Here is a 25069-nt window from a genome sequence, read left to right on the forward strand (position 1 = left end):
TCACAACCTTTCAACACTTCTGGTTACTATTAAATCAACCCCGCTTTCTAAAAAATTCTTTATTATTATATCGCCTCTTTTTACAGGAGCTTCAACTTCCATTTTTTCTATCACTTTCATTGCTTCTTCAAAAAGCCTTAAAGGTATAGAATCCGTTGTTTTAACGGAAGCTAATGGATACTTCCCATTCTTTACTTTTACGCTAGTTACTAAAATCCTGTGTGGATCACTTATTTCCTGTATTGCATATTCTCTTCCACGAGGACATCTGTTACCACTAACATCTATTACTTCTAAATCTTTCGTATATTCAATTCTTACTTTACACCCCAACGGACATCTTACGCATGTAAGTTCCTTAACCAAGTTTTGAGATGAGTTCATCAGCTATCACCTCGATTTCATTTATACTTTCATCAAATGGTTTTAATTTAACAACTATCATTTCTGGTGGTCGTGCTTCATCCTCTATAACTTCAACACCAAGAGGTTCAACTTTTATACTTGCTCTATCAAACACTTTTGATACTCTAATATATAATGTTGACTCTTGAGTAGGATCTATATAAACCGGATGAATAATTCCTATATTTTCTCCCTTTCTAACTTTTACTTTTTTACCTTGCTTATATTCTCCTTTTGCATACATAGCAGCATATTTTCCTGCTTTTTCTCCTTCTTTTGCTACATAATCAACTAAATCAAATATTACTGTACAATTTCCAGCAGCAAATATCCAATCTTCACTTGTTTGATTGGTATTTGATACAAGAAAACCCGGATCAGCCTCTACAAAATCTACTGGTTTTGTTTGAGGAATTAATCCAACTGAAGTTATTAATGTATCAACTTCAAATTCTTTTTCTGTACCTGGAATTGGGTCCCATTTATAGTCAACCTGAGCTGCTATTACTTTTTCTAATCTTCTATCTCCTTTAATAGCAGTAACTGTATGAGACAAATAAAGTGGAATATTAAAATCTTTCAAACATTGTTGAATATTTCTTTCTAATCCGCCAGGATATGGCATAATTTCTAAAACTGCTTCTACTTTTATTCCTTCTAAAGTCAATCTTCTTGCCATGATTAACCCTATATCGCCAGATCCCAATATTACTGCTTTACTTCCAGGTTTGAGATTCTCTAAATTAATAAATCTTTGGGCTAATCCAGCAGTAAATACACCTGTTATTCTTTTTCCTGGAACAGGTAATGAATTAAAATGTCTTTCTCTTGCGCCAGTTGCCATAACTAATGCTTTAGTTTCTATCTCATGAATTCCTCTTCTATCAACAAATATAATTGTTTTGTCTTTTCTAACTTCTAACACATATGTACCATATAGTATTTCAATATCTTCAAGTCTAACTTTTGCAAATTCTTTAAATTCTGGACCTGTTAAATCTTTTTTGAAATATTGAAGACCAAAACCGTTATGAATACATTGATTTAATACACCACCAGTATCTTCATCTCTTTCTAATAATATTACATCTACTCCTTCTTTTTTTGCTCTATATGCTGCAGCCATCCCAGCTGCTCCACCACCTATTACAACAACATCTGTTTTGTATTTCATATTCTCACCTTCGCATTCACAATCCATGATCCATCTTCATTTTGAGTAATCTCTCTTGGATCTCTATTTGTATATTCTGCTAATATTTTTAATATTTTTGCTGTACAGAATCCGCCCTGACATTCACCAAATGATGCTCTTGTCATAAATTTTATATCGTCAAGCGTCCTTGCACCATTTTTTATTGCATCTATTATTTCTTTTTTTGTAACTTTATTACAATGACAAATCATTTCTCCAGCATTTGGATCATTTTCTATAATCTTATTCCATTCTTCTCTTTCTATGTGAACTAAATGCGGTGTCCTATCGATTTCATGTATATAATTCTCACGTGGATATAATTTAATCCCTAGCTTTTCTTGAATTAAATAATCAACAACATATTTTGCAATAGCTGGAGCTGCAGTTAGTCCTGGTGATCTTATACCAGAAGCGTGAATTACTCCACTTTTACCAACATCTATATAGAAATCCTTTTTTTCTGTTTCTGGTCTTAATCCTGCAAATGTTTTAACAAGATGTCTCCTGAAATTTAAGTTTGGAACTAATTTTGTTCCCTTTTCTCTAATTTCATTTAATCCATCCCTTGTAGTTGCTGTATCAAATTTCGACATTACCCTATTTGCATTTGGACCTACTAAATATCCTCCATCTACCGTTGGTAAAACTAAACAACCTTTAGAAATTCCTGTTGGTACTGGAAATATCGTTGAATTAACATATTTAAAATCCTTTGAAAGTAAGAAATATTCACCCTTTACAGGAAAAATTTCCGGTACTTCATCACCAAAAAGCTTTGCAACTTCATCTGCAAATAATCCAGCAGCATTAATAACTAAATCTGCAAAATATTCTGATTTATCCTGGAATTTTAATAAGAATTTCCCGTTCTTTTTTTCTACTTCTACTAATCTCTTTTTTATTAATGTTCTTCCACCATTTACTCTAACAGATTTTGCTGCTTGCATAGCAACAATCCATGGATCAAATATACCTGCAATCTCGCAGAATAATGATCTTTTAGCTTTAGGATTTATATTTGGTTCCATTTCAAGCAATTCCATTTTCTCAATTATTTTTACTTCTTTTACACCGTTCTTTTCTGCTTTTTTTAATAAATTGTATATGTATTTTGTTTCTTCATCTTCTATAGCTACAACATGAGAACCTACACGTTTTAAATCAAATTTTAATTCTTTTTGTAATTCTGTATATAATTGATTTCCTTTATAACATAATTGTGCCCTTAAACTACCTGGTGGATCATCATATCCACCATGTAAAACTGCAGAATTGGATTTTGTTACTCCCATTCCAAAATTGGTTTTTGCCTCAAAGAGCCATACATCTTCAACATACTTATTCAATTCTCGGGCAATTAATGTTCCTACAATCCCCCCACCAATTACAGCTATCAAAAAACCACTCCCTTTCATCTATATAACTCGATATTTTCTATTTTATCAGATTTAAAATAATATAATAAATTTTCATATATTTTTATATTTTCTACTTCTTCTTTATCTGTTCCACTATTTAAATATTTATAGTCTAATAAATTTAAATTAGTATTGTATATATATATTTCGTTATTATAAGATAAAAAAGCCATTTTGTCATCATATATATCATAATCTTTAATCTTTGATAATTCTATCTCTTTCTCAAAAAATATTATTCCATTCTTATAATGATATTTTATTAGCTTATTTGATGTTAGCAATATTAATATATTATCATTATTATATATTATTTTTTGAGGATTTTCTATATTTTCTTGAAAATATATATTATAGTCTTTATCCATTAATGTTAATTTTTTATCTTCTAAAACAGTTATACAGCAATTATTTACTGCTACCGATATATATTTACCTTTAATCTCTTTATCTAAAAATGGATAATATGGATTTGTTATATCATAAACATAAAGACCTTCTATATTTGTTAAATATAATTCTAATTTATTATCCTTTTTTTCAATGTGGATATCTTTTATGTTTTTTATTTTTATAAAAGATGTTTTATTACCATTTATATGCACAAATTCTATTCCCTCATTTGTTTTTAAAATTAAAAAATTGTTATATTTTATATATGATTCTATCTTACTATCAGACTCAAAAATTCTCTTTTTTTCTATATAATCTCCATACGTTCTTAATTTATATAAAACATTATCTTTTGTTATATATATTTCATATGTTTTTGTTGAAAAAGTATAAGGTCCATAAATATATTTATTTTTTAATTTATCTCTTATAATAAGATACCATTTATAGTTTATCCCTGGTTTTAGAGAAAGCCTTAATTTATTGTAATTTAATTTCTTATCATAAATTTTTTCATTATTTTTGTATAACAAAAATTCTGTAGTATAATCTATTGGATAATAAATACTCCAGGAAAATTGAATCTCTTCAGAACTAATATCGTGATCAAAATTTGGATATATGTTTTCCACTTTTGGTTTATTTAATTGAAGAAAAAATCTATTTATTTCTGATTCAACAACACCTGATTTAGTATAAGCTATTATTTTCCAATAATAATTTTTATTAGATATTAGATCTGTTATTATATAAGTATTTTTTTCACCCATGTATATTATTTTCATATTTGTAGATTCATCACCAAAAAAAAGTTTATAATATTCAACAGGTATATTTAAATTCCAAGATAATTTTATTGAATCACTATACTCAATTATTTCATAATTCTTTGGTGTAAATCTCCAGATAATATTAGAAAATGATATCATTATAATTAATAAAAATATAATTATAAGTATTTTTTTCATATTTACCTCCATAATTTTATTTTCAATTTAATTATAACACAAAAGTTATAGAGGAAATATGTGTTTTAAAATTTTTTTATTGAGGTGAGAAATGAGAATATTAGGAATTGATCCTGGCTATGGGAGAATTGGCTTCGGAATAGTTGATAAAATAGGAAATAATTTTAAATTAGTGGATTTTGGTGTTATTGAAACAAATAAAAAGTCTGATTTGAATGCCAGATTATTAGAAATTTATGATTCATTAGGTAATTTAATAGAAAAATTCAATCCTGATGAATCCGCTGTAGAAAGCTTATTTTTCTTTAAAAATGTAAAAACTGCCATTCAAGTGGGAGAAGCAAGAGGGGTTATATTACTCGCTTTACAAAAGGCGAATATACCTATATATGAATATACGCCATATCAAGTGAAACAAGCGATTACAGGTTATGGCAGGGCTGAAAAAGGTCAAATTCAAAGAATGTTAAAGGTTGTTTTTAATCTTAAAAAAACACCCACTCCTGATGATGCTGCTGATGCATTAGCTATTGCCTTTTGCCATGGAAATTTTCAAAAATATAATAATAAATAATTATTTCTTATTTTTCTCTTAAAATCTTCAATATTTTAAGATATTGTGATATAATTTATAAAAATAAAATTCAGGAGGATTAATAATGAGATCAAATATTGGAATTGATTTAGGAACTGCTAATACTTTAGTTTATGTTAAAGGAAAAGGCATTCTTGTTAATGAACCCTCTGTTATTGCTATAGAAAAAGATTCTAAAGAAATATTGACAGTTGGTAAAGAAGCCAAAAAAATGATAGGGAAAACACCAGCAAATATTATTGCTGTTAGACCTTTAAAAGATGGGGTTATTGCTGATTATAATACAGCTTTAGCTATGTTAAAATATTTTATTAGTGCTTCTGTTGGATCTTTTACATTTTTCAAACCAACTGTTGTAGTTGGTGTCCCTACTGATGCAACAGAAGTTGAACGAAGCGCTTTACACAAAGCAACGTTAGATGCAGGAGCAGGTAAAGCTTTTTTAATTGAAGAAGCTATGGCTACTGCTATTGGTGTTGGTTTAAATGTAGAGGAAGCTTCTGGAAATATGGTTGTCGATATTGGCGGAGGCACCACTGAAATAGCTGTAATTTCTCTTGGAAGTATTGTAATTTCAAAATCAATAAGAATTGCTGGAGATGAATTAGACGAATCTATAATAAACTACGTTAAAGATAAATCTGGACTTTTAATTGGGGAAAGAACAGCCGAAAAAATTAAAAAGAAAATTGGTAATACATGGCCTAATGACGAGTATGACAATGAGGAAATAGAAATAATAGGAAGAGATATTTTATCTGGACTTCCAAAAAATATAATTTTAAAAGGTTATGAAATAAGAGAAGCTATTAATACATCTGTTTCAAAAATTATAGAACAAATAAAATTAACAGTTGAGGAAACTCCTCCAGAACTTCTAACTGACATTGTTATGAAGGGGATTTATCTTTCTGGCGGTGGCGCACTTTTGAAAGGTCTTAAAGAATTGATCGAGCATGAAACAAAGATAAAAGTTATCATTGCTGAAGATCCGTTAACTGCAGTTGCAAGAGGTGCTGGTATGGTATTGGATAAAGTGAAAATTTTGGAAAATCTATCTAAGTTACAAAAGTAATATGTTTAGAAAATTTGTTTCATATACTATCATATTGATTTTTATAGCTATATTATCAACATTATTTCCATATATAAATTATATTATATCCAGAGTAAATTATCCTCTGGATATTGTTTTTTTTGAAATAAGAAATAATTATTCACTTTTAACCAAAAATGCAGACTATTTGAAAAATTTGGAGGAATCTATATCTAATTCGATAATATATTTTGAAATACAAAATAAAAATATTGATTTAAAAACCACCTTAACCCCAGGTATATTTATAAATGAAGATTCAAAATATATATATGTAAAAACTACACAAGATGTAAAAAACGAAGAAATTGCTTTTACAAGAAGTGGGGAAATTTTAGGTTTTGTTAGCGATTCTTTTAAAAATAACAAGATTATAAAAAAACTTGGATGGGGAAATCATGAAATTTTTGGAGAATTTGACAATATAGAATTATTGATAAAAGAAAGTGGAAACGGAAATCTTATTATTAATATTCCAGAGGGTTTTTCTATATTTCAAAATAAAAAACATGCAAAAATTTTGATTTCTGATTCTAATTGGCTAAATACAACATTATCTGTTGAAGGATTTGTGTATAAAAAATCTAATAATATTTACTATATAGTTCCAGATAAATTGAAAGATAATGTTATTTTATTTAGTGAATTTGGGGTGAAATGATGCAATATATTTATATATTTATTATGACAATGATATCTTCTTCCTGGGATAGATGGATGGGTGATGTTTTATTTTTTTCTTTTCCTATAGTATTTTTAATTGTCCAATATTTATTTAAAGAAAAATTTTATTTTTTTGCTTTTTTATATTCCATAATATATTTTTCTTCTAAATATGATATTGGATTAATGACAATATTATTTTTTATATTAATAATAGCCTCATTCCATATTTTTGAATTTTTAGAAAAAAGTTTTTTTAGAAGCCTTCTAAGTGCATCTATTCCTTTGTTTTTTCTATCTTTTATAAATAAAAACTATTATGTCTTATTAATTTCATACATATTATTATCTATAACACATTTTATCCTCATTGGAAGGGTCGATAGAAATGAAAGAATACAGGTTTAAATTTTTTGTTATTTTTATTTTTATTTCTTTTTCATTTCTTATAATTAGAGCTTTTTATATCCAAATAATTCAACATAATTTATATTCAAAAGAAGTTGAAGAATTAAGCACCAAAATTTTAACTCTAAACCCTATAAGAGGTAATATTTATGACAGAAATGGTGTTTTATTAGCTTGGAATGAAAAGGTTTATGTAATTGAAAATTATAGTGAATCTTTCTCTGAAAAAGATATAAAAACTCTAAAAAAAGTTTTTTCTACAATTACAAATTCTCCAGAAACATATATAGATAAATTGATTTTCCAAAAAAAAATTACAGTGAATCTTACTGCTGCTAACATTAAGCAAATTTCAAATATAAAGGGTTTACGAGTTTTCGAAAAATATATAAGAAAATATAAAGATAATACTATTTATCCAATTGTTGGGTATGTAAATTCTGAAGGTGTCCCATTATATGGTATTGAAAAAGAATATGATGATATTTTAAAGGGAAAACCCGGGTATCAAATTGTAAAAATCACACCAAGTGGTCGTGTAGATAAGGTTTTAGAAACTGTTGAATCTGTAAAAGGTAAAGATTTATATTTAACAATAGATTATAATTTACAAAAATATATTTATGATGAAATGGAAAAATATAAAAAACCTGGCTCTGTTATAATGTCTAATCCAAATAATGGAGATATTCTTGCTTTAGTTAGTTATCCATCTGTTGAACCAAATTTATTTTCTTCAGGCCTTTCTATACAAGATTGGAAAAAAATAATATATGATACTAAACAGCCATTAATAAATAGAGCTATCTCTTCTGTTTATGCTCCAGGATCCGTTATTAAGCCGTTTTTTGCTCTTGTAGGTTTAGAACAAGGAATTTCTCCAGAAGCCACTGTTAATTGTAAAGGAAAATTTGAACTTGAAAATTCTCAAGGAAAAGTTATTGCTGAGTATTATGATTGGAATATTTTTGGGCATGGAATTACTGATCTTGTGAAATCATTACGTGTATCATGTAATGTATATTATTATAATCTGGGATTAAAACTGGGAATTGATACAATGAGTGCTTATGCAAATATGTTTAATATTAATGAAAAAACCGGGATTGATTTAACTGGTGAAGTAAGCTCTGTTTTTCCTAGTAGAAGCTGGAAAAAAGAAAAATTTGGTAGTGATTGGTTTATTGGAGAAACGGTTTTAACTTCAATTGGCCAAGGTTATATGCAATTTACGCCAATCAGTATTTTAAGATTATATAATATATTAGCCACAAAAGGTAAATATTATAAATTTCATGTATTTAATAAATATATAAAAAATATCTCTGGTGAAGAGGTACATTATGAAAAAAAACTATCTTTTTCACATAATATTAAACCTATAGATTATTTCACAATCTTAAAAGGTTTAATTGAAGTAACAACTTATCCTGGAAATAGTACAAACGGAGGAACAGCATATCATGTATTTAAAGATTTTAAAGCATTAGTTGCTGGAAAAACAGGTACTGCAGAAGTTACTGGTGGAAAATCACCTCATTCCTGGTTTGCTGGATTTATGCCTGCGAATAATCCAGAAGTATCTATTGTTTCTTTTGTAGAAAATGGTGGATATGGTTCTGAAGTTGCTGCACCTATTGCCAAAAAAGCTTTGGAAAAATATATCAAATTAAAAAATAATTATAAACAACAAAATTAGGAGGTAGTTTTATGAAAAAATATGTGATTTTTATTTTGATATGTATAATATCTTTACTATCTTTTTCTGATGATTTATTTATCTTTAGAAATACGGGAATAATAAGTAAAGATTACCCATGGACTGATGAAATAAAAATACCTTTAGATAAAAATGAAAATGTAGTTTTTATTGAAAATGCTGATTTTTATAAAATATCTTTATCAAACTTAGATGATATTAATTTTAAAATTATTGGAGATTCTGATGATTTAAAAAATGCTTTGGGTAGTAGAATCACAATGGTTAATTCAAATCCAATTATTTTAAAGGACGTTTTAAATTTAAATTATATTTACTTTTTTAATTCATATTTAAATTTATGGTGTAGAACTGATGCAATAAATTTAGACTCTTTATTAAACCATAAACTTTTATATGCTAAAAATGTTAAAGGTAAAGTAATGCTTTCAAAACCTTTATCATGGGATTTATTTTATTCATTAAAAAATAATAGCGATTTATATGTCACATATACCATAAGTGGAAATATAAAAACAACTTATAACACTATCTTAATAGATGAAAACTTTAACATAAGCAACAAATCAAATAATGATTTAGGATATACTAAATCTATGACTTTTGAATCTGCCCAATATGTTCCACAAATCGAAAATGAAAGTGCACTAATAAATTTGGGAGAAATAAAACCGTTTAATGGTGAATTCTCAAAAGTTATAAAACTCGGAACTATTAAAAATTATGAGGATATTAATTTTTTAAACATAAATTTCTATTCCAATTCATTTGAGAATAAATATTTAAATATAATAAGAGAGTTTGAAAATACTAAAGAAAATGGTCTGGGAATACCATTAATTAAAGGCAATATTTATATTTTCACAAAAAAGGAAAATAAAGAATTTATACAAAAGGTTGCAACTTTTTCAAAAACTAATGAAAATGAGATTGGCAAAATTAATCTCGGACAATCATGGAATTCAACAGCTAAATTAAAAGTATTAAACGAAACCAGAACAAAAAATTATATAGATAAAACTTTTAATATAAATGTCAAAGGTAATGGAAAGACTGAAATAGAAATATCTGGACAATCTTTAAATTTATTAAGTATTAAAGGTAATTATATAAAAAAAGATATCTACAGCGACAAAATTGTTATATATATTCAAGGTACTCAAAATTTAGAATTAACTATTAGAAGTAATATAAAATAAAGAGGAGGAAAAAATGAATATTGTTTTCGATTTAGATGGAACTTTAATTAAAACAGAGAATATTGCTTTACCAGCTATTAGAAAGGTATTAAAAGATTTAAATTATGATCCAAATATTCCGAATTCTGAAATATTAAAATATATTGGTTATACCATTGATGATATTTTTGAAGGTCTTTTAAAAACTAAAGATGATAAAATCATAAATAAGGCTATTAAATTGTTAGATAAATATGAAATAGAAATAATTAAAAATACCAGTATAAAAGACATATTCTTTGATGGTGTTTTTGAAGTCTTGGAACGTTTAAAACATAATGGTCATAAATTATTTATTCTCTCAAATTGTAATATAAAATATATGATAACAATATTAGAAAGAGGATTAAATAAATACATTGATTCTCCTCATTGTGCAGAAATGTATGATTGGAAAGAAAAAGATTTTGTTTTAAGATTAATATCCGATGGAAAAAAGGATTTTGTGATGGTTGGAGATAGACATAAAGATATAGAAGCGGCTAAAACTAATAGTTTCATATCTATTGGTTGTGCATATGGTTTTGGTTATAATGAAGTTAAAGATGCAGACTATATAATTAATGATATAAAAGAGTTAATTCCGATAATAAAACAAATAAACCTGGGATAACCCAGGTTTATTTGTTTAGACTGTTAACAAAATGAGACCATAAAAAATTTTGTGTAAATAAAAAGTAGAAAAAATAGGTAACCCTCTTCTTGGTATGGTAAAATAAAACCAAGAAGGGGGTATTTTAAATGGCAAAGAGAAAGAAAAAAGAAGAAAGTAACATTGAAAAGTTAGCAAAGTTAATAGCAAGGGATCCAGAAGTAAACACAATGAAAGACGTATATGACAAGATAAAAGAATTGATGGGACCAATAATACAAGAAATGTTAGAAGCAGAATTAGAAGATGAATTAGGATATGAGAAATACGATAAGGAAAATAAAGAAACGGATAACTCCAGAAATGGATACAGCTCAAAAAAGGTAAGATCAAGCATGGGTGAGATGGAATTGAAAATACCCAGAGATAGAAAGGGTGAATATGAACCGAAAATAATACCAAAATATAAAAGAGATATTTCAGATATTGAAAGTAGAATAATAGGAATGTATGGTTTGGGATTAAGTACGAAAGATATAGTTAGGAATGTTGAAGATATATATGGTGTAGAATTATCAGCTGAAATGATAAGTAAAATTACTAATAAGATATTACCAGAAATTAGAGAATGGCAAAGCAGACCATTAGAAGAGATATACACTTTTGTTTTCATGGATGGAATAGTATTTAAAGTAAAAGATGATGGTGAGATAATTAAAAAGACTGCATATGTTGTAATAGGTGTAAATATTGATGGATTTAAAGAAGTTCTTGGTATATATATAGGTGAAATAGAATCATCAAAATTCTGGTTAAGAGTATTAAATGATTTAAAAAATAGAGGAGTTAAAGATATATTAATAGCTTCAGTAGATGGATTAACTGGATTTCCACAAGCAATTAAAGCAGCATTTCCTGATACTGTAGTACAAAGATGTATAATACATCAAATAAGAAATACATTAAAATATGTTAATTACAAAGATAGAAAAGAACTTGTAAATGATTTAAAAAAAGTATATAAAGCACCCAATAAAGATATAGCCTATTCAAATCTACAGGATTTAAAAGAAAACAAATGGACAAAATACAAATTGGCATTAGAGAGTTGGGAAAAACATTGGGAAACAATATCTCCATATTTTGATTATGGTGATGAAGTAAGAAAAATAATGTATACAACAAATGTAATAGAATCATTGAATAGGCAATATAGAAAAGTGACTAAAAATAAAACATCTTTTCCAAATGATGATGCATTATTAAAAATATTATATTTAGCAACAATAGATGCAACAAAAAGATGGACAGCTCGATATAGAAACTGGAGTAAAGTCCTAAACGAACTATCCATCTTTTTCAAAGAAAGAATCACAAAATACGTCTATAATTCTTAATGCAACTAAATTCCAAAACCTGTAACAATCAATAATACATAAAACCAAATACTAAAAACTAACGCCAAAAATATATTCTTAATTTAATAATGTTAAATCTTGCAGTGAAAATTGCAAAAAGGTGTTTGTTTTTAAAAATCCACATCAAAAACTTCTGAAAATTACTATTAAAGCATATTACAATATAGACGATAATTCATATGAAAATAATTTAAGAATTATAATCCAATTTAATTAATTTATTACCATCCAAGAAGAGGTATTTACACAAAAAATTACATGCTACCAACAAAATATTTGAATATGGGCAAATATTTGAATTTTCTCAAAATTTTCGCTTCGCGAAGCTTTTTATTTTACTATTTAAATACAATTTTAATAAAATCCCTTGCTTCGAAAAAACTTAAAACATTTTTTGTAAAAAACTATGTTTGTTCTCAATACGATGTATTAAAAATATGCTCATAAATATTATTTTTTGAAAATATTTTGTATTTAATTTTTGAGTTTGTCTATAAACTATAATAAACTTGGTATAATCCAAGTTTATTTTTCTCTAACTTCAAAAATTATTTCTAAAAACAAAGAACTGTCTCTAAAATCCGGTGCTTTTTGTTTCCAGGATTCTAACTTTTCTTTTGTTTCATCTACATATTCTTCGTAACATAATTCACAACTTCCAGAACGATAAAATTTTATAAATCTTATCTTATCTTCTTCTTCAATTAATTTAAATGCGCTATCTTCTTCTTCGAATAAAATTTCTTTTACAACTTCCGATGCCTTTTCATCTTTTATTTCATTTTCAAAGTATTTTTTTACATCATCATAGTTTTTTAATCTTTTAAATATTCTTTTATGCATAAATACCTCCTAATAATGATATTTTTCGTTATTATTTATTTTGAAAGCTCTATATATTTGTTCTAATAAAAGCAATACAGCCATTTCATGTGTAAATGTCATTTTTGAAATTGATAATAAAAAATCTGCATTTTTTCTTATTTCTTCATGATGACCTAATGGACCACCTATAAAAAAAGAAATATTCTTTTTTCCTATTCTCCATCTTTCTATTTTATTTGCAAAATCTATAGAAGGTAGTTCTTTACCTCTTTCATCTAAAACTACTTTAAAAACATCTGGTAAAAAGTATTTATCAAATTTTTCTTTATCTTGATTTTTATATTCTTTCTCCGTTATTTTATTTAAATCATTAGAAAGAGGCAATTCTACTAATTCAACTCTATCATATTTGCTATTCCATTTTAAATATTGTTCTATACCCATTTTTATAAATTTTGTTTTAGGTTTACCTATTACAAATATTTTAATCATCCAATTCAGCCTCAACTTTCCAATATCCGTTTCTTGAAGACCCTACCCTTGTTAGTAAATTTTTCTTTTTCATTTTTGAGATGTATTCTTTAATAGTATTTAAACTTAAATCCAACTCCTTAGCTAATTCTTTTCTTGTAATTTTAGAATTTTCTTTCATTTTAATTAATATTTTTTTCTCTAAATCTGTAATTTGATATGATGTCTTTGGGGTGGTCTTTGAACCGTAAATAATAACCTCCAACCCACCAGCTATTTCTTTAATATCAGGTTCTTTTAATTCATTCATTTTTAATTCTGTAATAGCTCTTTTAATACCACTCCCATATCTTTCAATAAAACCTATATCTCTAAATATTTCTGCTATTAACTTATTTCTAGGGTGAGATTTTTGATTTCCTTTTTTAACGTCTTCTATATTAAGATCATATGGTAATCTACCTGAATTCCACAATACTATTTTATCTGGAAAAATTTGGAATTGTGAGTGTTCACCTCTATAATCTCTATGAACAATAGCATTTATAACAAATTCTCTAATTGCATTAATGGATATTGCCATTTTTCTGTTCTTTGAACTTTACCATCAAATATGTATTCTTTTAAAATATATGATTTTATGAAATCCATTACTTCTTCTACCTCTGAGATTAAATCATTTCTTATTATTTTTGATTTTTTTATTGTTATTTCATCTTGAAATAAACCTATTTGTATATCAGTCATATCTAATGGTTTTTTTGAAAACAAAAGCAATGATGCATTTGTAGGAAATTCCATTTGATTTTTTTCTATAATTAAAGAGTACTTTCTTAAAAAAGATAATGGATTATCTAAATCAATTTCTAGATTTTTTTCTATCATTTTCATAACCTTTAATATTTTATTTTCATCTAAATCGTTAATTGACTTATTCTCATTAATAAGATAATCCCAACTTGTATTTCTTGTTCTTAAATACATTTCTGCAACTTCTGATAATCCCATATGATGATCTCTATTTTTTGTTCTTATATAATATCTTCCTTTAAATGATACGGGCTTTATCGGAAATTCTATCACTTCAAAAGCTACTACTTTTTTATTCTCTATTTCAAATATAGATATTTCTGGAGTTATATATGGTGACGTTTTATTTTTTATTTCTGTTAACCATTTTTGTATACTTTCTTTACCTAAATTTATTCCTTTAATTTCACCCTTATCTGAAATACCTATTATGACAATTCCACCTTTATAATTAGAAAAAGCACATAGTGCTCTTATTACTTCATCAGAGAATTTTTCTTTAAATTCTATATATTCATTTTCTCCATTTTTTATATATTTTAATATATCATCTTTTTTCATATCTTCACCTACTCATTATCCAGATAATTCTCTTCATTAAATGTTTCTGTTGTTGCTATACCCTTTGTAACCAATCCCAATAAAAATGAAAAGGTTATTATCTGACTTCCGCCATATGAAATTAATGGCAATGGAACACCAGTTACGGGCATAATTCCTAAATTCATTCCAATATTTTCATATACATGAAAAAATATTATTGCAATTGTTCCAAAATATATATATTTCCAGAATTTTCTGGATGTTTTCATAGAATATTGATAAATTCTATAAATCAGTAAAGCATATAACCCTATAACAAATAATATTCCAGTAAATCCTAATTCTTCTCCAATAACCGCTATTATAAAATCATTATGATCTTCTGGAACAAAATTCGAAAGATTCATAAATCCATTCAAATATCCTTTGCCAAATAAACCACCTGATCCAATAGCTCTAATTGCTTGCAATGTATTATATGCAACACCTGCAGCATTTTTTTCTGGAAATAAAAAACCAATTATCCTTGCTCTCTGATAATCTTTCATAAAATAAAATGCAAATGGTGAAGAAAATAACATTAAAAACAATGATGTTTTCCATGTTCTTTCATGTTGTCCTGATATATAGGTTAATAAAAACCATAATCCAAATGTGAATAAAGTCATTCCTAAATCTGGTTGTTTAAAAATTAAACCTAGTCCTATTAATGTTGTAAATGATAGTATATAATATGCTTTTTTATTTTTTTCTGCTAAATATTTTGAAAAAATTATAAGTGTAAATACTAAAAATAAATGTGATGGTTGAATCCCTACAGGTCCTACTCTTATCCATCTTCTTGCGCCATATCTTGCTCTTTCAAAAAGTAATACATACAATAATAAAAACATAGTTATAGCGTATAAATGAGGAATTATACTTTTTAATATTCTTTCTTTTAAAAAATATGTTAGGAAAAATATTATTATTCCTAACATAGAAAATATTATTTGCTTATAGTAATTATCTTCAATATATTCACCATATGTAGCTGTTCTAACCATTAAAATACCAAAAATCAATAAAGAAAAATATATTAATGGAACTATATATTCAAATTTTCGCATTCTTTCAAAAGGTTCAACATTTATTTTCACAGATATTTCCTCCTAAGAAACTCTATAAATTGTTTTGCTAAATCTGGATCAAATTGTTTCCCAGCATTTTTTTCTATATCTCTAATAATATCGTATATAGACTTTGCCTTTTTATATGGTCTTACTGTTATCATTGCATCGAAACTATCAGCCAACATAATAATTCTTGAAATAAATGGAATATTATCACCTGATAATCCATCTGGATAGCCATTTCCATCCCATCTTTCATGATGGTGTCTAACAATCTTCGAATATTCAGAAAGATATGGATTACTTGCTAATAATTCATAACTTTTCACAGGGTGCTCTTTTATTAACTCGTATTCATCATCATCTAGTTTAGCCGGTTTATTTAAAATTGTTTGTGGAACAAAGAATTTCCCTATATCATGTGTAATTCCAGCCCAATATACCTTTTTTATATCTTCTTTATTCATATCAAGAAATTCCGCAAATTCAGATGCTATTTCTGCAACTCTCTCAGAGTGCCCACGGGTATATTTATCATAATATTCTAAAGCATTTACTAATGTTAAAATTATATTTTTATGTAATTGCCCTTCTTCTTTAGATAATCTTTTTAACTTAATAAAAAAAGATGATAAAATTGATAATGCTTCAACAAATTTGATAGTTTCATCTGAAAAATTTATTTCTCTTTCTGTATCTAACGATAATTGACCTATAATATCCTCATTGACTTTCAAAGGAGCTAATATGCTTTTTTTGATATTTTTACTTGCTTTATCTAGTATTTCTCTATCTTTTTCAGATAATAAATTTTTATCTTTTTCAACTATATTTTCTATTATAGAAATTTTTTCTGTATATAAAAACGTTTCATCTGTAAATTTTACTAATTTTAACTTTTCAATATCATGACCATAAGCAGATATAAATTTCCATTCCTTATTTTCTTTAATAGCTATGCTTCCATAATCTATTTCCGGGACTATTTCTATTGATATGCGCAATAATTTATCAAAAAATTCCTTTTCATCTTTATCATATAAACTTAAAGTTCCTATAATTCTGACTATATTCTCAAATTTGTTAATATATTCTTCTAATCTGACATTCAATGAAATTAATTCTTCATTCATTGCTTTTGTTTCTTCTAATGATGCCTCTAATTCCTCTTTATTACTATTAAGATTTTCAATCAAATTATTATAAGATTGCCTTAGCATTTCAAATTCATAAAATTCAAATTCCTTATCATATGGCTTATTTTCATACTTTTCTATATGCTTTGTAAACCCTTCAATTGGATATATTATTTTCTTCTCCAAATCTCCTAATTCTATATATTTAATTAAATAATATAAAAATAAAATTATAAAAAGTAAAATAATTGTAGCTAAAAATAGCAATTTTGCCTGATTGGAATAATCAAATATATAATAATAGTCATCATTATAAAATTTTATTTTTATCTTTTTTATGAAGCTTTTATTTATGTTATTCAACTCAGTTTCTGATAATAAATATTCATCCTTATCTAATATATTTTTTATAGAATTTAATAACAATTCTTTAGAATATTCAATAATTAAAATCCCCTGAAAAAGAGTTTCATCAGTATCTACTAATGTGTAATAATATGGAAGAATTATATATACAATATCTTTTCTTGATAAAATTTTATAATTTTTAGGTTTTTTTATATATTCCAAATTTTCTTTTATTATATTTTTTATATCTTTTTCAATATCAATATTTTCTGGATATTTTGCATTTACATAATCAAACGTTGGTTTATAGTCCATTACTCCTATCAAATTATTTCTATTCAACAAAAATTCTTTTAATGTATTCTCATTATCAACAGAATATGAATATAATTTAGAAAATAAAATTGAATTAGTCACTATATTATTCTTTTGGCTAATTATCAATTCATTTATTTTTTGATATTTAAGTGTTGCCCTTGCATCAACAGATTTTCTTATTAAAAATATCATATTAAATAATAAAAAAATATATATACTTGTCAAAAGGATCAAAAAGGTTTTTTTAATATGCGTTTTGAACCATTTTCTTAAATATTCTTTATTCATCGTCCACCTCAATAATTTATCAAATTCTCTTCTCTGTATTTCAAAAGTAAAAGGTTGATCTTTTTTAATAAATTGTTATCTCTTACACCAATTCCAACATCATTTTTTGTTAAAGGTTCTCCATATATTTCAACTGGATATTTTTTCATTAAATATAATGCGTTAACTAAATCAAAAAATGCTCCATCTACTTTTCGATTTAATAGTGATTCTAAACATTCCTCATTTGTATCAAAAACCATATAACTTACATTTTTTCCTTTATTTTTCCATTGAATTACTGTTTTATATCCAGTAGAATCCTTTTTTACAGCATATGTTGTTAATTTTTCCTTTTCATTTTCTTTTAATTTTAATATTACTAATCCTGTTGTTAAATAAGGAATTGAAAATTTGATGCGTTTTTTTCTTTCTTCTGTAATATGTATTCCACCAATAATGATATCTATATTTTTCAAACCATTTTCAATTAAATCTGGAAATGAATAAACTAATATATCAACTTTTTCATTTAAATCTTTAGAAAGCATTTTAATTATATTTATATCTATTCCTTTCAATAAATATCCATTATCAGTTTCCTCAAAATATGCATATGGTTCTGTCAATGCCACACCAACTTTTAAAACTCCAAATATTGTTATTCCAAAAAATAAAATACTGAATATTAAAAATTTTTTCATTAACTCACCACCAAAAATTAAAAATTAATTATTTTGTAGTATAATATAAGAAACGATAATTCGGTTTAATAACAAAATACAATAGTATTGAAGCATATTTATTATATCACAAAAATAATTGTTTTTTTTAATAATTTTAATGAAAGGATGCAGTGATATGAGAATAAATATTATAGGCCCTGGAAAAGTCGGCAAAAGCCTATATAATTGTTTTTTAGAAAAAAATATTGAAGTTACCCTAATTGATAAAAATTATGATTATAGTAAGGATATTTTAAAAGGTATTGTTTTAATTACAACTCAAGACGAGAATATAATTAATATTTGGAATAATTTAAAAAATTATAATATTTCAAATATAAATGCTGTTGGTCACTGTAGTGGATATTTGGATTCTTCATTTTTTGGAGATATCCCACATTTTTCGATGCATCCTAATTTTCCTTTTTCTTCTGTTGTCAATTGTAATATGATTAAAGGTATTACCTGGGGTATAGAAGGAAATAAAGAGGGTATAGAAATTGCTAAAAAATTAGTTACTATTTTAGAAGGTAAATATGTTATAATACCACAAAATAAAAAAAAATTATATCATTTAGCTGCTGTAATATCTTCTAATTTTTCTTACGCATTAATAAAAATGTCTAAAGATATATATAAATATATGGAAATAAATGATATAGAGCATTTGATAAATCTCAGTATTAAATCTTTAGAAAATATAAAAGAAAAAGGTTTAAAAAATGCCTTAACTGGACCAGTTGCAAGAAATGATTTAAAAATAATTAAAGAAGAAGAATTTGAATTTGAGAAGTTTTTTGGAAATAAAATAGTATATGATTTTTTTATTGACACGCTTTATAAAATTAAGGAGGGTGAAAATGAACATAAAAAAAATATTGAAAATGAAAAATAAAGAAAAAATAGCTATGATCACTGCATATGACTATGTAAGTGCAAAAATAGCCGAAGCTGCTGGAATCGATATGATTCTTGTTGGAGATTCTGCTTCAAATGTTATGTTGGGAAATGATGATACTGTAAAAATTGGTATGGATGAAATGCTAATTTTTATAAAAGCAGTAAAAAAAGGTGCTCCTAACACTTTCGTTGTTGGAGATATGCCATTTTTAAGTTATCAAGTATCAGAAAGTGAAGCTATTAAAAATGCTGGACTTATATTAAAAGCTGGTGCTGATGCTGTTAAGCTTGAAGGAGGAAAATATGTTGCTCCATTAATTAATAAAATGGTAAATTATGGTATACCTGTAATGGGTCATATTGGATTTACTCCACAATCATATAAACAAATTGGTATTTCTTCTAAAGGAAAAACTAAAACAGAAGAAGATATGCTGATTGAAAGCGCTATTGCTCTTGAAGAAGCTGGTGCTTTTTCTATTGTATTAGAAATGGTTACAGAACTCGTTGCAAAAAAAATTACTGAAACTATTTCAATTCCGACTATTGGAATTGGTGCTGGAAGATTTTGTGATGGTCAGGTTTTAGTATGGCATGATTTTTTGGGTTTAAATAAAGATTTTGAACCTAAATTCTTGAAAAAATATTTAAATGGATTTGAGTTATTTAAAAAAGCTATTGAAAATTATTCTAATGAAGTAAAAAATGGAAAATTTCCTACTATTGAAAATGTATTTAAACCAATAGAAAGTAGTGATCAAAAATAATTGGAGATAAAACAATATATTTCGATACAATAGATTCAACAAACAAATTTTTAAAAGAGAATTGGAAAGAATTACCTTCAGAAACAGTTGTTTGGGCTTCAAAACAAATTGGTGGATATGGAAGAATGAAAAGAGAATGGATATCACCAAGAGGGGGTTTATGGTTTTCTGTATTATTTAAACCTAAAAATAGACCTATGAATCCTTGGCATTATGTTCGACTTTACACAATGGCTGTTAAAGAGGTTTTAAAAAAATACCGCCTTAATTCTGTTATAAAATGGCCTAATGATTTACTAGTTAATGATAAAAAAATATGTGGTATTTTAGGGGAAGGAATATATACCGGAAGAGCTTTTGCTGCTATTATAGTTGGTATTGGATTAAATGTTAATAATAAAATCCCAAATGAATTAAATGATATTGCTACTAGCTATATTGACGAGAAAAACAAAGAATTAAATCTCGAAAAATTGCTTAAGCAAATAAATAATACAGCATATTATAATTATTATATAAAATATTTTAAAAATAATACAATTTCCGTATTTACAAAAAAATGGATAAGTAATCTTAACATTAGAAACGGAGATTTTATAAAAATCATCTCTCAAAACGGTGAAAAACGTGGTAAAATTGTTTCAATACATGGAGACTATTTAGAAGTAATGCTTGAAAACGGTATAATAGAAAATGTTTATGCTGGCGAAGTTTCATTGAGAAAGGAGAGTGTTTAAAATGGGAATTGATCCAAAAAAGTTAAAAGTTTTATTGACAGAAGAACAAATATTGCAAAAAGCCAAAGAATTAGGAGTAAAAATAACAGAGTATTATAAAGATATTGATGATGAAATAATCGCTGTTTGTGCATTAAAAGGCTCTATCCACTTTTTCTCTGATTTAGTGAAAAATATTGACCATGATATGAAATATTATTTTGTTAGAGTTTCAAGCTATCACGGTGGAACATCTTCAACTGGTTCTATAACTGTTAACAGTTGGACAAATGAACCATTAGAAGGAAAACATATTCTTATTGTTGAAGATATTGTAGATACTGGAAATACAATAAGATTCTTAATGAATGAAATAAAAAAGCAAAATCCCGCTTCCTTAAAATTAACTTCTCTTCTTGTAAAAAATGCTCATGATCATGGTATAAATGTAGACTTCCCAGGATTTGAAATTGACAATTATTTTGTAATAGGTTATGGACTCGATTATGAGGAAAAATATAGAAATATTCCATTTATTGGATATATTGAGTAATTATTTAACATATTATAATTATTGTGGTATAATATTTATGCCATTAAATGTTCGCTTGGAGGTGTTTTTATGAATTTTGATATTAATGATTATGTAAAAAAAGTTAGAGAAGCTGCTGAATATATTAAAACAAAAGTAGAAAATAAACCAGAAATAGCTATTGTTCTTGGTTCTGGATTACACGGAATAGCAGATAGTTTAGAAAATTCTTCTAGCATTTCTTATTCGGAAATTCCTAATTTTCCTATTTCTACTGCCCCGGGACATAAAGGAGAATTGATGTTTGGAAAAATTTCTGGAAAAAATGTTTTACTTATGAATGGTAGATTCCATTATTATGAAGGATATACTATGAAAGAGGTTACATTTCCTATAAGAGTAATGCAAGAATTAGGAGTAAAAATTTTAATTGTTACTAATGCTGCAGGAGGTATGAATCCAAATTTTGAAGTTGGAAATCCTTGTATTATTACAGATCAAATAAATTTCATGGGAGATAACCCTTTAATTGGCCCAAACTGTGAAGAATGGGGTCCAAGATTTCCTGATATGAGCGAAGCTTATAATAAAGAATTAACAGAAAAGGCTATTTCTGTTGCTAAAAAATTAGGTATACCTGTTTATACTGGTGTTTATTTAGGAATTACTGGTCCAACATTTGAAACACCTGCTGAATTAAAAATGATGAGAAACTTTGGTGCTGACTTAGTTGGAATGTCTACTGTTCCAGAAGTAATTGTTGCAAATCACGCAGGAATAAAAGTATTGGGAATTTCTGCCGTTACTGATAAAGCCGTTCCAGAAGAATTAAAACCTGTGACTGCTGAAGAAGTAATAGAAATTGCTAACAGCACTGGAGAAAAAATTGCTAATATTATATTAGAATTATTAGGAGAACTATAGGTGAAAAAGTTTTTTTTACTTATTACAATATTTATAGCAACATTTATTTTCGCAGAAAAAATTGATATCTATAATAAAATATTCTATAATCCCGGACTACACATGGAGTTATATACAGACTCCATGTTTTTGAATTTTGAATATACTTTAATTGGAAAATATTCCTATATAGATTCTTCTGAATTATTGCATTATGTTTGGACAGTGGATAAAACTCTCATTGGTGGACAAATGTATGTTGAATCAAATTATTATACTCATGCTATATCTTCAAGTCATGCTATTGGTTTATTACAGATGAAACCAATAGTTGCAAAAGATTTTGGTATAAATAATCTTTTTAATCCTATTGATAATATTACTGGATCTTCAGCTTATCATAACTATTTATATAAACTGCTACAATCTGAAAAAAAAGAAATTGCTGCTTATTATCAAGGACCTACTTCTGTTTTAAAAAATGGAATTAATTCAGATGGTTTAAAGTATTATAAAAAAGTTAAAAAAGCGCAAAAAAACTATAAAAATACAAAAATATACTCACCTTTTATTCTGGGGATAAGTGGAGCAGTTTCACAAGATTCTTTAAACTTTAATTCATATTCTGGATTAGCATATAAAAATTTAGAGTTTTATTCTTTACAAACATTAAAATTCAATAAAGAAAATGATATTACTCAATTAAATGAATTTAATATAAATTTTGGAATATTATATTTCCCAAAATCTGATTTTTCTATGGGAAGCAATTATAATTTAAATGCTTTTAACCTTATACTTAGAACCGGTTATCCATGGGCGCAAAATGTTGTTTCTCTGAATAAAGATTTTGTTAATTCTTTTTATTTTAATGTTGATTACAAGAATGGCTTATGGATAAAATTATATGTTGATAAAAATCTTGAATTTTTATCTGGCTTTTCGGTTTATGATATTAAATTTGGTATTATTTTTAAATCCAATTATAGAATAGGTATATACATGAGTCTTTAGAGGTGAGTTAATGAATATTTTTCAAACGATTAAAGATTATTGGAATAATTTTTCTACTAATCAAAAAATTATATATTCTGTAATGATTATTACAGTTCTATTTTTAATCATTTTCCTAATTGCATTAAACTTAAGACCTAATTATCAGGTCTTAATAAGCGGTGTTGATGAACAACAAGGTGGAAAAATTATTTCAAAATTAGAGGAATTAAATATTCCATATAAGGTTGGTCCTGGTGGATCAATTCAAATTCCTGAAAAATATAATAAATATGAATTATGGATGAAATTAGCGTTAAACGGTGTATTGGGAAATCAAGTTCAAGGATATGAATTGCTTCAAAAACAAAATTTTGGTGCAACCAGTTATGATAAACAGGTGAATTATCAAATTGCTTTGGAAGGAGAATTATCTCGTTCTATTTCTACCATGAAAGGAATTCAATATGCAAGAGTTCATATTGTAATGCCTACAACGACATATTATACTCCTGCCGATAAATCTAAGCCAACAGCTTCTGTTTTACTTTTTTTAGAACCTGGAACTAATATTGATCCAAGCCAGGTTAAAGCTATTATGGACTTTGTAGCTGGTGCTGTCCGAAATCTAGATCCTAAAGACGTAAAGGTTGTTGATAATAATTCAAGAAATTTGAGTGCTGAAGTTCTCTCTGAAGGAAATATAGCTGATGCTGCAACTAAATTTGATTTAAAAAGAAAAATTGAAGAATATTATACTGATAAAATTGAAAATAAACTACAGCGTGTTTTTGGAATGGGAGCAATTGTTGTTATTCCAGAAGTAGATTTAAATTGGCAAAAAATTGAAGAAGAAACAAGAAAAGTTCAACCAGTAAACAAAAGTTCTGGAATTATTGTAAGCCAGCAAACTGAATCTGAAGAAAAATCATCTGGTTCTGGAACTTCAAATATTCCAGGCACTGATTCAAATATTCCTCCATATACAACACAAACTCCTGACAATCAAGGTTCCGATACATATAAAACATCAAAATCTATTACTAATTATGATTTTAATGAAATTTATCAAAAAGTTACTAACGACAAAAATGGCGAAATTGCAACTAAATCTATTACAGTATTTATAGACTCTGATCGATCTCCTATACCTCAAAATGATACAACATTAGCTCAGATTAAAAGTGCTATATCAACTGCTACTGGGGCAACTCCAAGTAATATAAATATATTATTTACTAAATTTAATAAAGAATTAGAATCAGAATATCAAGCAATACAAAAACAAGCACAGAGAGCTCGATTTATGACTGTTGTCATCATAATTTCTGTAATTTTTGTGGTAATAATGGGGTTACTAATATATGGAGTAATAATCTTAAAGAGAAAATCACGTGCAAGGAAAACACTACTCGAAAGAAAGAAAAAGTTGGAAGAAGCTGCAACAAGTATAATTGAAGAAATTGAACCTGAAGTAACAGAAGCTACGGAAGAACAAAAAACTTTTGAAAAGCTTTTAAACGTTGTAGATCAAAGTTTAGATGATGTTGTCGAAATTTTAAAATATTGGATTAACCAATAAGAGGTGATT

26 protein-coding genes are annotated in these 25069 nt (G+C 26.4%); 15 read left to right on the forward strand and 11 right to left on the reverse strand.

Annotated elements, in window-relative coordinates; translation table 11 throughout:
• From ACZ5CK_RS10220 to ACZ5CK_RS10235, 4 genes are read right to left on the reverse strand one after another with little or no spacing between them, the layout of a single operon-like run.
• A complete protein-coding gene (locus tag ACZ5CK_RS10220) occupies nucleotides 1-384 on the reverse strand; it encodes a DUF1667 domain-containing protein (protein WP_464581712.1) in 384 nt (127 codons plus the stop codon).
• A complete protein-coding gene (locus tag ACZ5CK_RS10225) occupies nucleotides 359-1579 on the reverse strand; it encodes an NAD(P)/FAD-dependent oxidoreductase (protein WP_464581713.1) in 1221 nt (406 codons plus the stop codon). The genes ACZ5CK_RS10220 and ACZ5CK_RS10225 overlap by 26 nt, the downstream gene beginning before the upstream one ends.
• Nucleotides 1576-3000: an FAD-dependent oxidoreductase gene (locus ACZ5CK_RS10230; protein WP_464581714.1), complete on the reverse strand. Its 1425-nt coding sequence runs from the start codon at nucleotides 2998-3000 to the stop codon at nucleotides 1576-1578. Before ACZ5CK_RS10230 ends, ACZ5CK_RS10225 begins: the two co-directional genes overlap by 4 nt.
• Nucleotides 3001-3014: 14 nt before the next feature.
• A complete protein-coding gene (locus tag ACZ5CK_RS10235) occupies nucleotides 3015-4382 on the reverse strand; it encodes a fibronectin type III domain-containing protein (RefSeq protein WP_464581715.1) in 1368 nt (455 codons plus the stop codon).
• A gap of 91 nt (nucleotides 4383-4473) precedes the next feature.
• Between ACZ5CK_RS10235 and ruvC the strand changes: the two genes are divergently transcribed.
• From ruvC to ACZ5CK_RS10275, 8 genes are all read left to right on the forward strand, one after another.
• Nucleotides 4474-4956: a crossover junction endodeoxyribonuclease RuvC gene (gene ruvC, locus ACZ5CK_RS10240; RefSeq protein WP_464581716.1), complete on the forward strand. Its 483-nt coding sequence runs from the start codon at nucleotides 4474-4476 to the stop codon at nucleotides 4954-4956.
• A gap of 85 nt (nucleotides 4957-5041) precedes the next feature.
• Nucleotides 5042-6052 (forward strand): rod shape-determining protein MreB, encoded by a 1011-nt coding sequence (gene mreB / locus ACZ5CK_RS10245; protein ID WP_464581717.1) that lies wholly within the window; start codon nucleotides 5042-5044, stop codon nucleotides 6050-6052.
• 1 nt (nucleotide 6053) lies between these two features.
• Nucleotides 6054-6734, forward strand: a complete 681-nt coding sequence (locus ACZ5CK_RS10250) for a hypothetical protein (RefSeq protein ID WP_464581718.1) — start codon at nucleotides 6054-6056, stop codon at nucleotides 6732-6734.
• Nucleotides 6734-7144: a hypothetical protein gene (locus tag ACZ5CK_RS10255; protein ID WP_464581719.1), complete on the forward strand. Its 411-nt coding sequence runs from the start codon at nucleotides 6734-6736 to the stop codon at nucleotides 7142-7144. The genes ACZ5CK_RS10250 and ACZ5CK_RS10255 overlap by 1 nt, the downstream gene beginning before the upstream one ends.
• Entirely contained in the window at nucleotides 7125-8843 is a 1719-nt protein-coding gene (gene mrdA, locus ACZ5CK_RS10260) for a penicillin-binding protein 2 (protein ID WP_464581720.1), read from the forward strand. Before ACZ5CK_RS10255 ends, mrdA begins: the two co-directional genes overlap by 20 nt.
• Before the next feature lie 11 nt (nucleotides 8844-8854).
• The gene (locus ACZ5CK_RS10265; protein ID WP_464581721.1) at nucleotides 8855-10063 is read left to right on the forward strand and encodes a hypothetical protein; all 1209 of its coding nucleotides are present in this window, start codon (nucleotides 8855-8857) and stop codon (nucleotides 10061-10063) included.
• 13 nt (nucleotides 10064-10076) lie between these two features.
• Nucleotides 10077-10715 carry an HAD family hydrolase gene (locus tag ACZ5CK_RS10270; RefSeq protein ID WP_464581722.1) on the forward strand — a complete coding sequence of 213 codons (639 nt, stop codon included), beginning with the start codon at nucleotides 10077-10079 and terminating at the stop codon, nucleotides 10713-10715.
• A gap of 128 nt (nucleotides 10716-10843) precedes the next feature.
• Nucleotides 10844-12091 carry an IS256 family transposase gene (locus ACZ5CK_RS10275; protein WP_464581024.1) on the forward strand — a complete coding sequence of 416 codons (1248 nt, stop codon included), beginning with the start codon at nucleotides 10844-10846 and terminating at the stop codon, nucleotides 12089-12091.
• Nucleotides 12092-12637: 546 nt separating this feature from the next.
• On the opposite strand, the gene ACZ5CK_RS10280 is transcribed toward ACZ5CK_RS10275, so the two are convergent.
• Genes ACZ5CK_RS10280 through ACZ5CK_RS10310 form a run of 7 tightly spaced genes read right to left on the reverse strand, consistent with a single transcriptional unit; the run spans nucleotide 12638 to nucleotide 18646 of the window.
• Entirely contained in the window at nucleotides 12638-12955 is a 318-nt protein-coding gene (locus ACZ5CK_RS10280; RefSeq protein WP_464581723.1) for a hypothetical protein, read from the reverse strand.
• A gap of 9 nt (nucleotides 12956-12964) precedes the next feature.
• Nucleotides 12965-13429: a 23S rRNA (pseudouridine(1915)-N(3))-methyltransferase RlmH gene (locus ACZ5CK_RS10285; RefSeq protein ID WP_464581724.1), complete on the reverse strand. Its 465-nt coding sequence runs from the start codon at nucleotides 13427-13429 to the stop codon at nucleotides 12965-12967.
• A complete protein-coding gene (locus ACZ5CK_RS10290) occupies nucleotides 13422-13991 on the reverse strand; it encodes an ATP-binding protein (RefSeq protein ID WP_464581725.1) in 570 nt (189 codons plus the stop codon). The genes ACZ5CK_RS10285 and ACZ5CK_RS10290 overlap by 8 nt, the downstream gene beginning before the upstream one ends.
• On the reverse strand, nucleotides 13952-14779 hold the full coding sequence (locus ACZ5CK_RS10295; protein ID WP_464581726.1) for an AlbA family DNA-binding domain-containing protein: 828 nt from the start codon (nucleotides 14777-14779) through the stop codon (nucleotides 13952-13954). The genes ACZ5CK_RS10290 and ACZ5CK_RS10295 overlap by 40 nt, the downstream gene beginning before the upstream one ends.
• 8 nt (nucleotides 14780-14787) lie before the next feature.
• Nucleotides 14788-15900 (reverse strand): FtsW/RodA/SpoVE family cell cycle protein, encoded by a 1113-nt coding sequence (locus tag ACZ5CK_RS10300; RefSeq protein WP_464581728.1) that lies wholly within the window; start codon nucleotides 15898-15900, stop codon nucleotides 14788-14790.
• Nucleotides 15897-17963 carry an HD domain-containing phosphohydrolase gene (locus ACZ5CK_RS10305; protein WP_464581729.1) on the reverse strand — a complete coding sequence of 689 codons (2067 nt, stop codon included), beginning with the start codon at nucleotides 17961-17963 and terminating at the stop codon, nucleotides 15897-15899. The genes ACZ5CK_RS10300 and ACZ5CK_RS10305 overlap by 4 nt, the downstream gene beginning before the upstream one ends.
• A gap of 8 nt (nucleotides 17964-17971) precedes the next feature.
• Nucleotides 17972-18646, reverse strand: coding sequence for a substrate-binding periplasmic protein (locus ACZ5CK_RS10310; RefSeq protein WP_464581730.1), 675 nt, complete (start codon nucleotides 18644-18646; stop codon nucleotides 17972-17974).
• A 157-nt stretch (nucleotides 18647-18803) separates the two neighbouring features.
• On the opposite strand from ACZ5CK_RS10310, the gene ACZ5CK_RS10315 reads away from it, so the two are divergent.
• The 7 genes from ACZ5CK_RS10315 to fliF all read left to right on the forward strand — a co-directional run bounded on the left by ACZ5CK_RS10315 (nucleotide 18804) and on the right by fliF (nucleotide 25060).
• Complete coding sequence (locus ACZ5CK_RS10315) at nucleotides 18804-19562, forward strand: DUF2520 domain-containing protein (RefSeq protein ID WP_464581731.1); 759 nt, start codon at nucleotides 18804-18806, stop codon at nucleotides 19560-19562.
• Nucleotides 19528-20334: a 3-methyl-2-oxobutanoate hydroxymethyltransferase gene (gene panB, locus ACZ5CK_RS10320; protein WP_464581732.1), complete on the forward strand. Its 807-nt coding sequence runs from the start codon at nucleotides 19528-19530 to the stop codon at nucleotides 20332-20334. The genes ACZ5CK_RS10315 and panB overlap by 35 nt, the downstream gene beginning before the upstream one ends.
• 14 nt (nucleotides 20335-20348) lie before the next feature.
• Entirely contained in the window at nucleotides 20349-21071 is a 723-nt protein-coding gene (locus ACZ5CK_RS10325; RefSeq protein ID WP_464582991.1) for a biotin--[acetyl-CoA-carboxylase] ligase, read from the forward strand.
• A gap of 1 nt (nucleotide 21072) precedes the next feature.
• Nucleotides 21073-21603, forward strand: a complete 531-nt coding sequence (hpt, locus tag ACZ5CK_RS10330) for a hypoxanthine phosphoribosyltransferase (protein WP_464581733.1) — start codon at nucleotides 21073-21075, stop codon at nucleotides 21601-21603.
• A gap of 69 nt (nucleotides 21604-21672) precedes the next feature.
• A complete protein-coding gene (locus ACZ5CK_RS10335) occupies nucleotides 21673-22506 on the forward strand; it encodes a purine-nucleoside phosphorylase (protein WP_464581734.1) in 834 nt (277 codons plus the stop codon).
• On the forward strand, nucleotides 22507-23499 hold the full coding sequence (locus ACZ5CK_RS10340; RefSeq protein ID WP_464581735.1) for a transglycosylase SLT domain-containing protein: 993 nt from the start codon (nucleotides 22507-22509) through the stop codon (nucleotides 23497-23499). It abuts the gene before it with no gap.
• 10 nt (nucleotides 23500-23509) lie between these two features.
• The gene (fliF, locus tag ACZ5CK_RS10345; protein WP_464581736.1) at nucleotides 23510-25060 is read left to right on the forward strand and encodes a flagellar basal-body MS-ring/collar protein FliF; all 1551 of its coding nucleotides are present in this window, start codon (nucleotides 23510-23512) and stop codon (nucleotides 25058-25060) included.
• The last annotated feature ends 9 nt before the right edge of the window (nucleotides 25061-25069 follow it).

The organism is Marinitoga okinawensis (assembly GCF_055387075.1).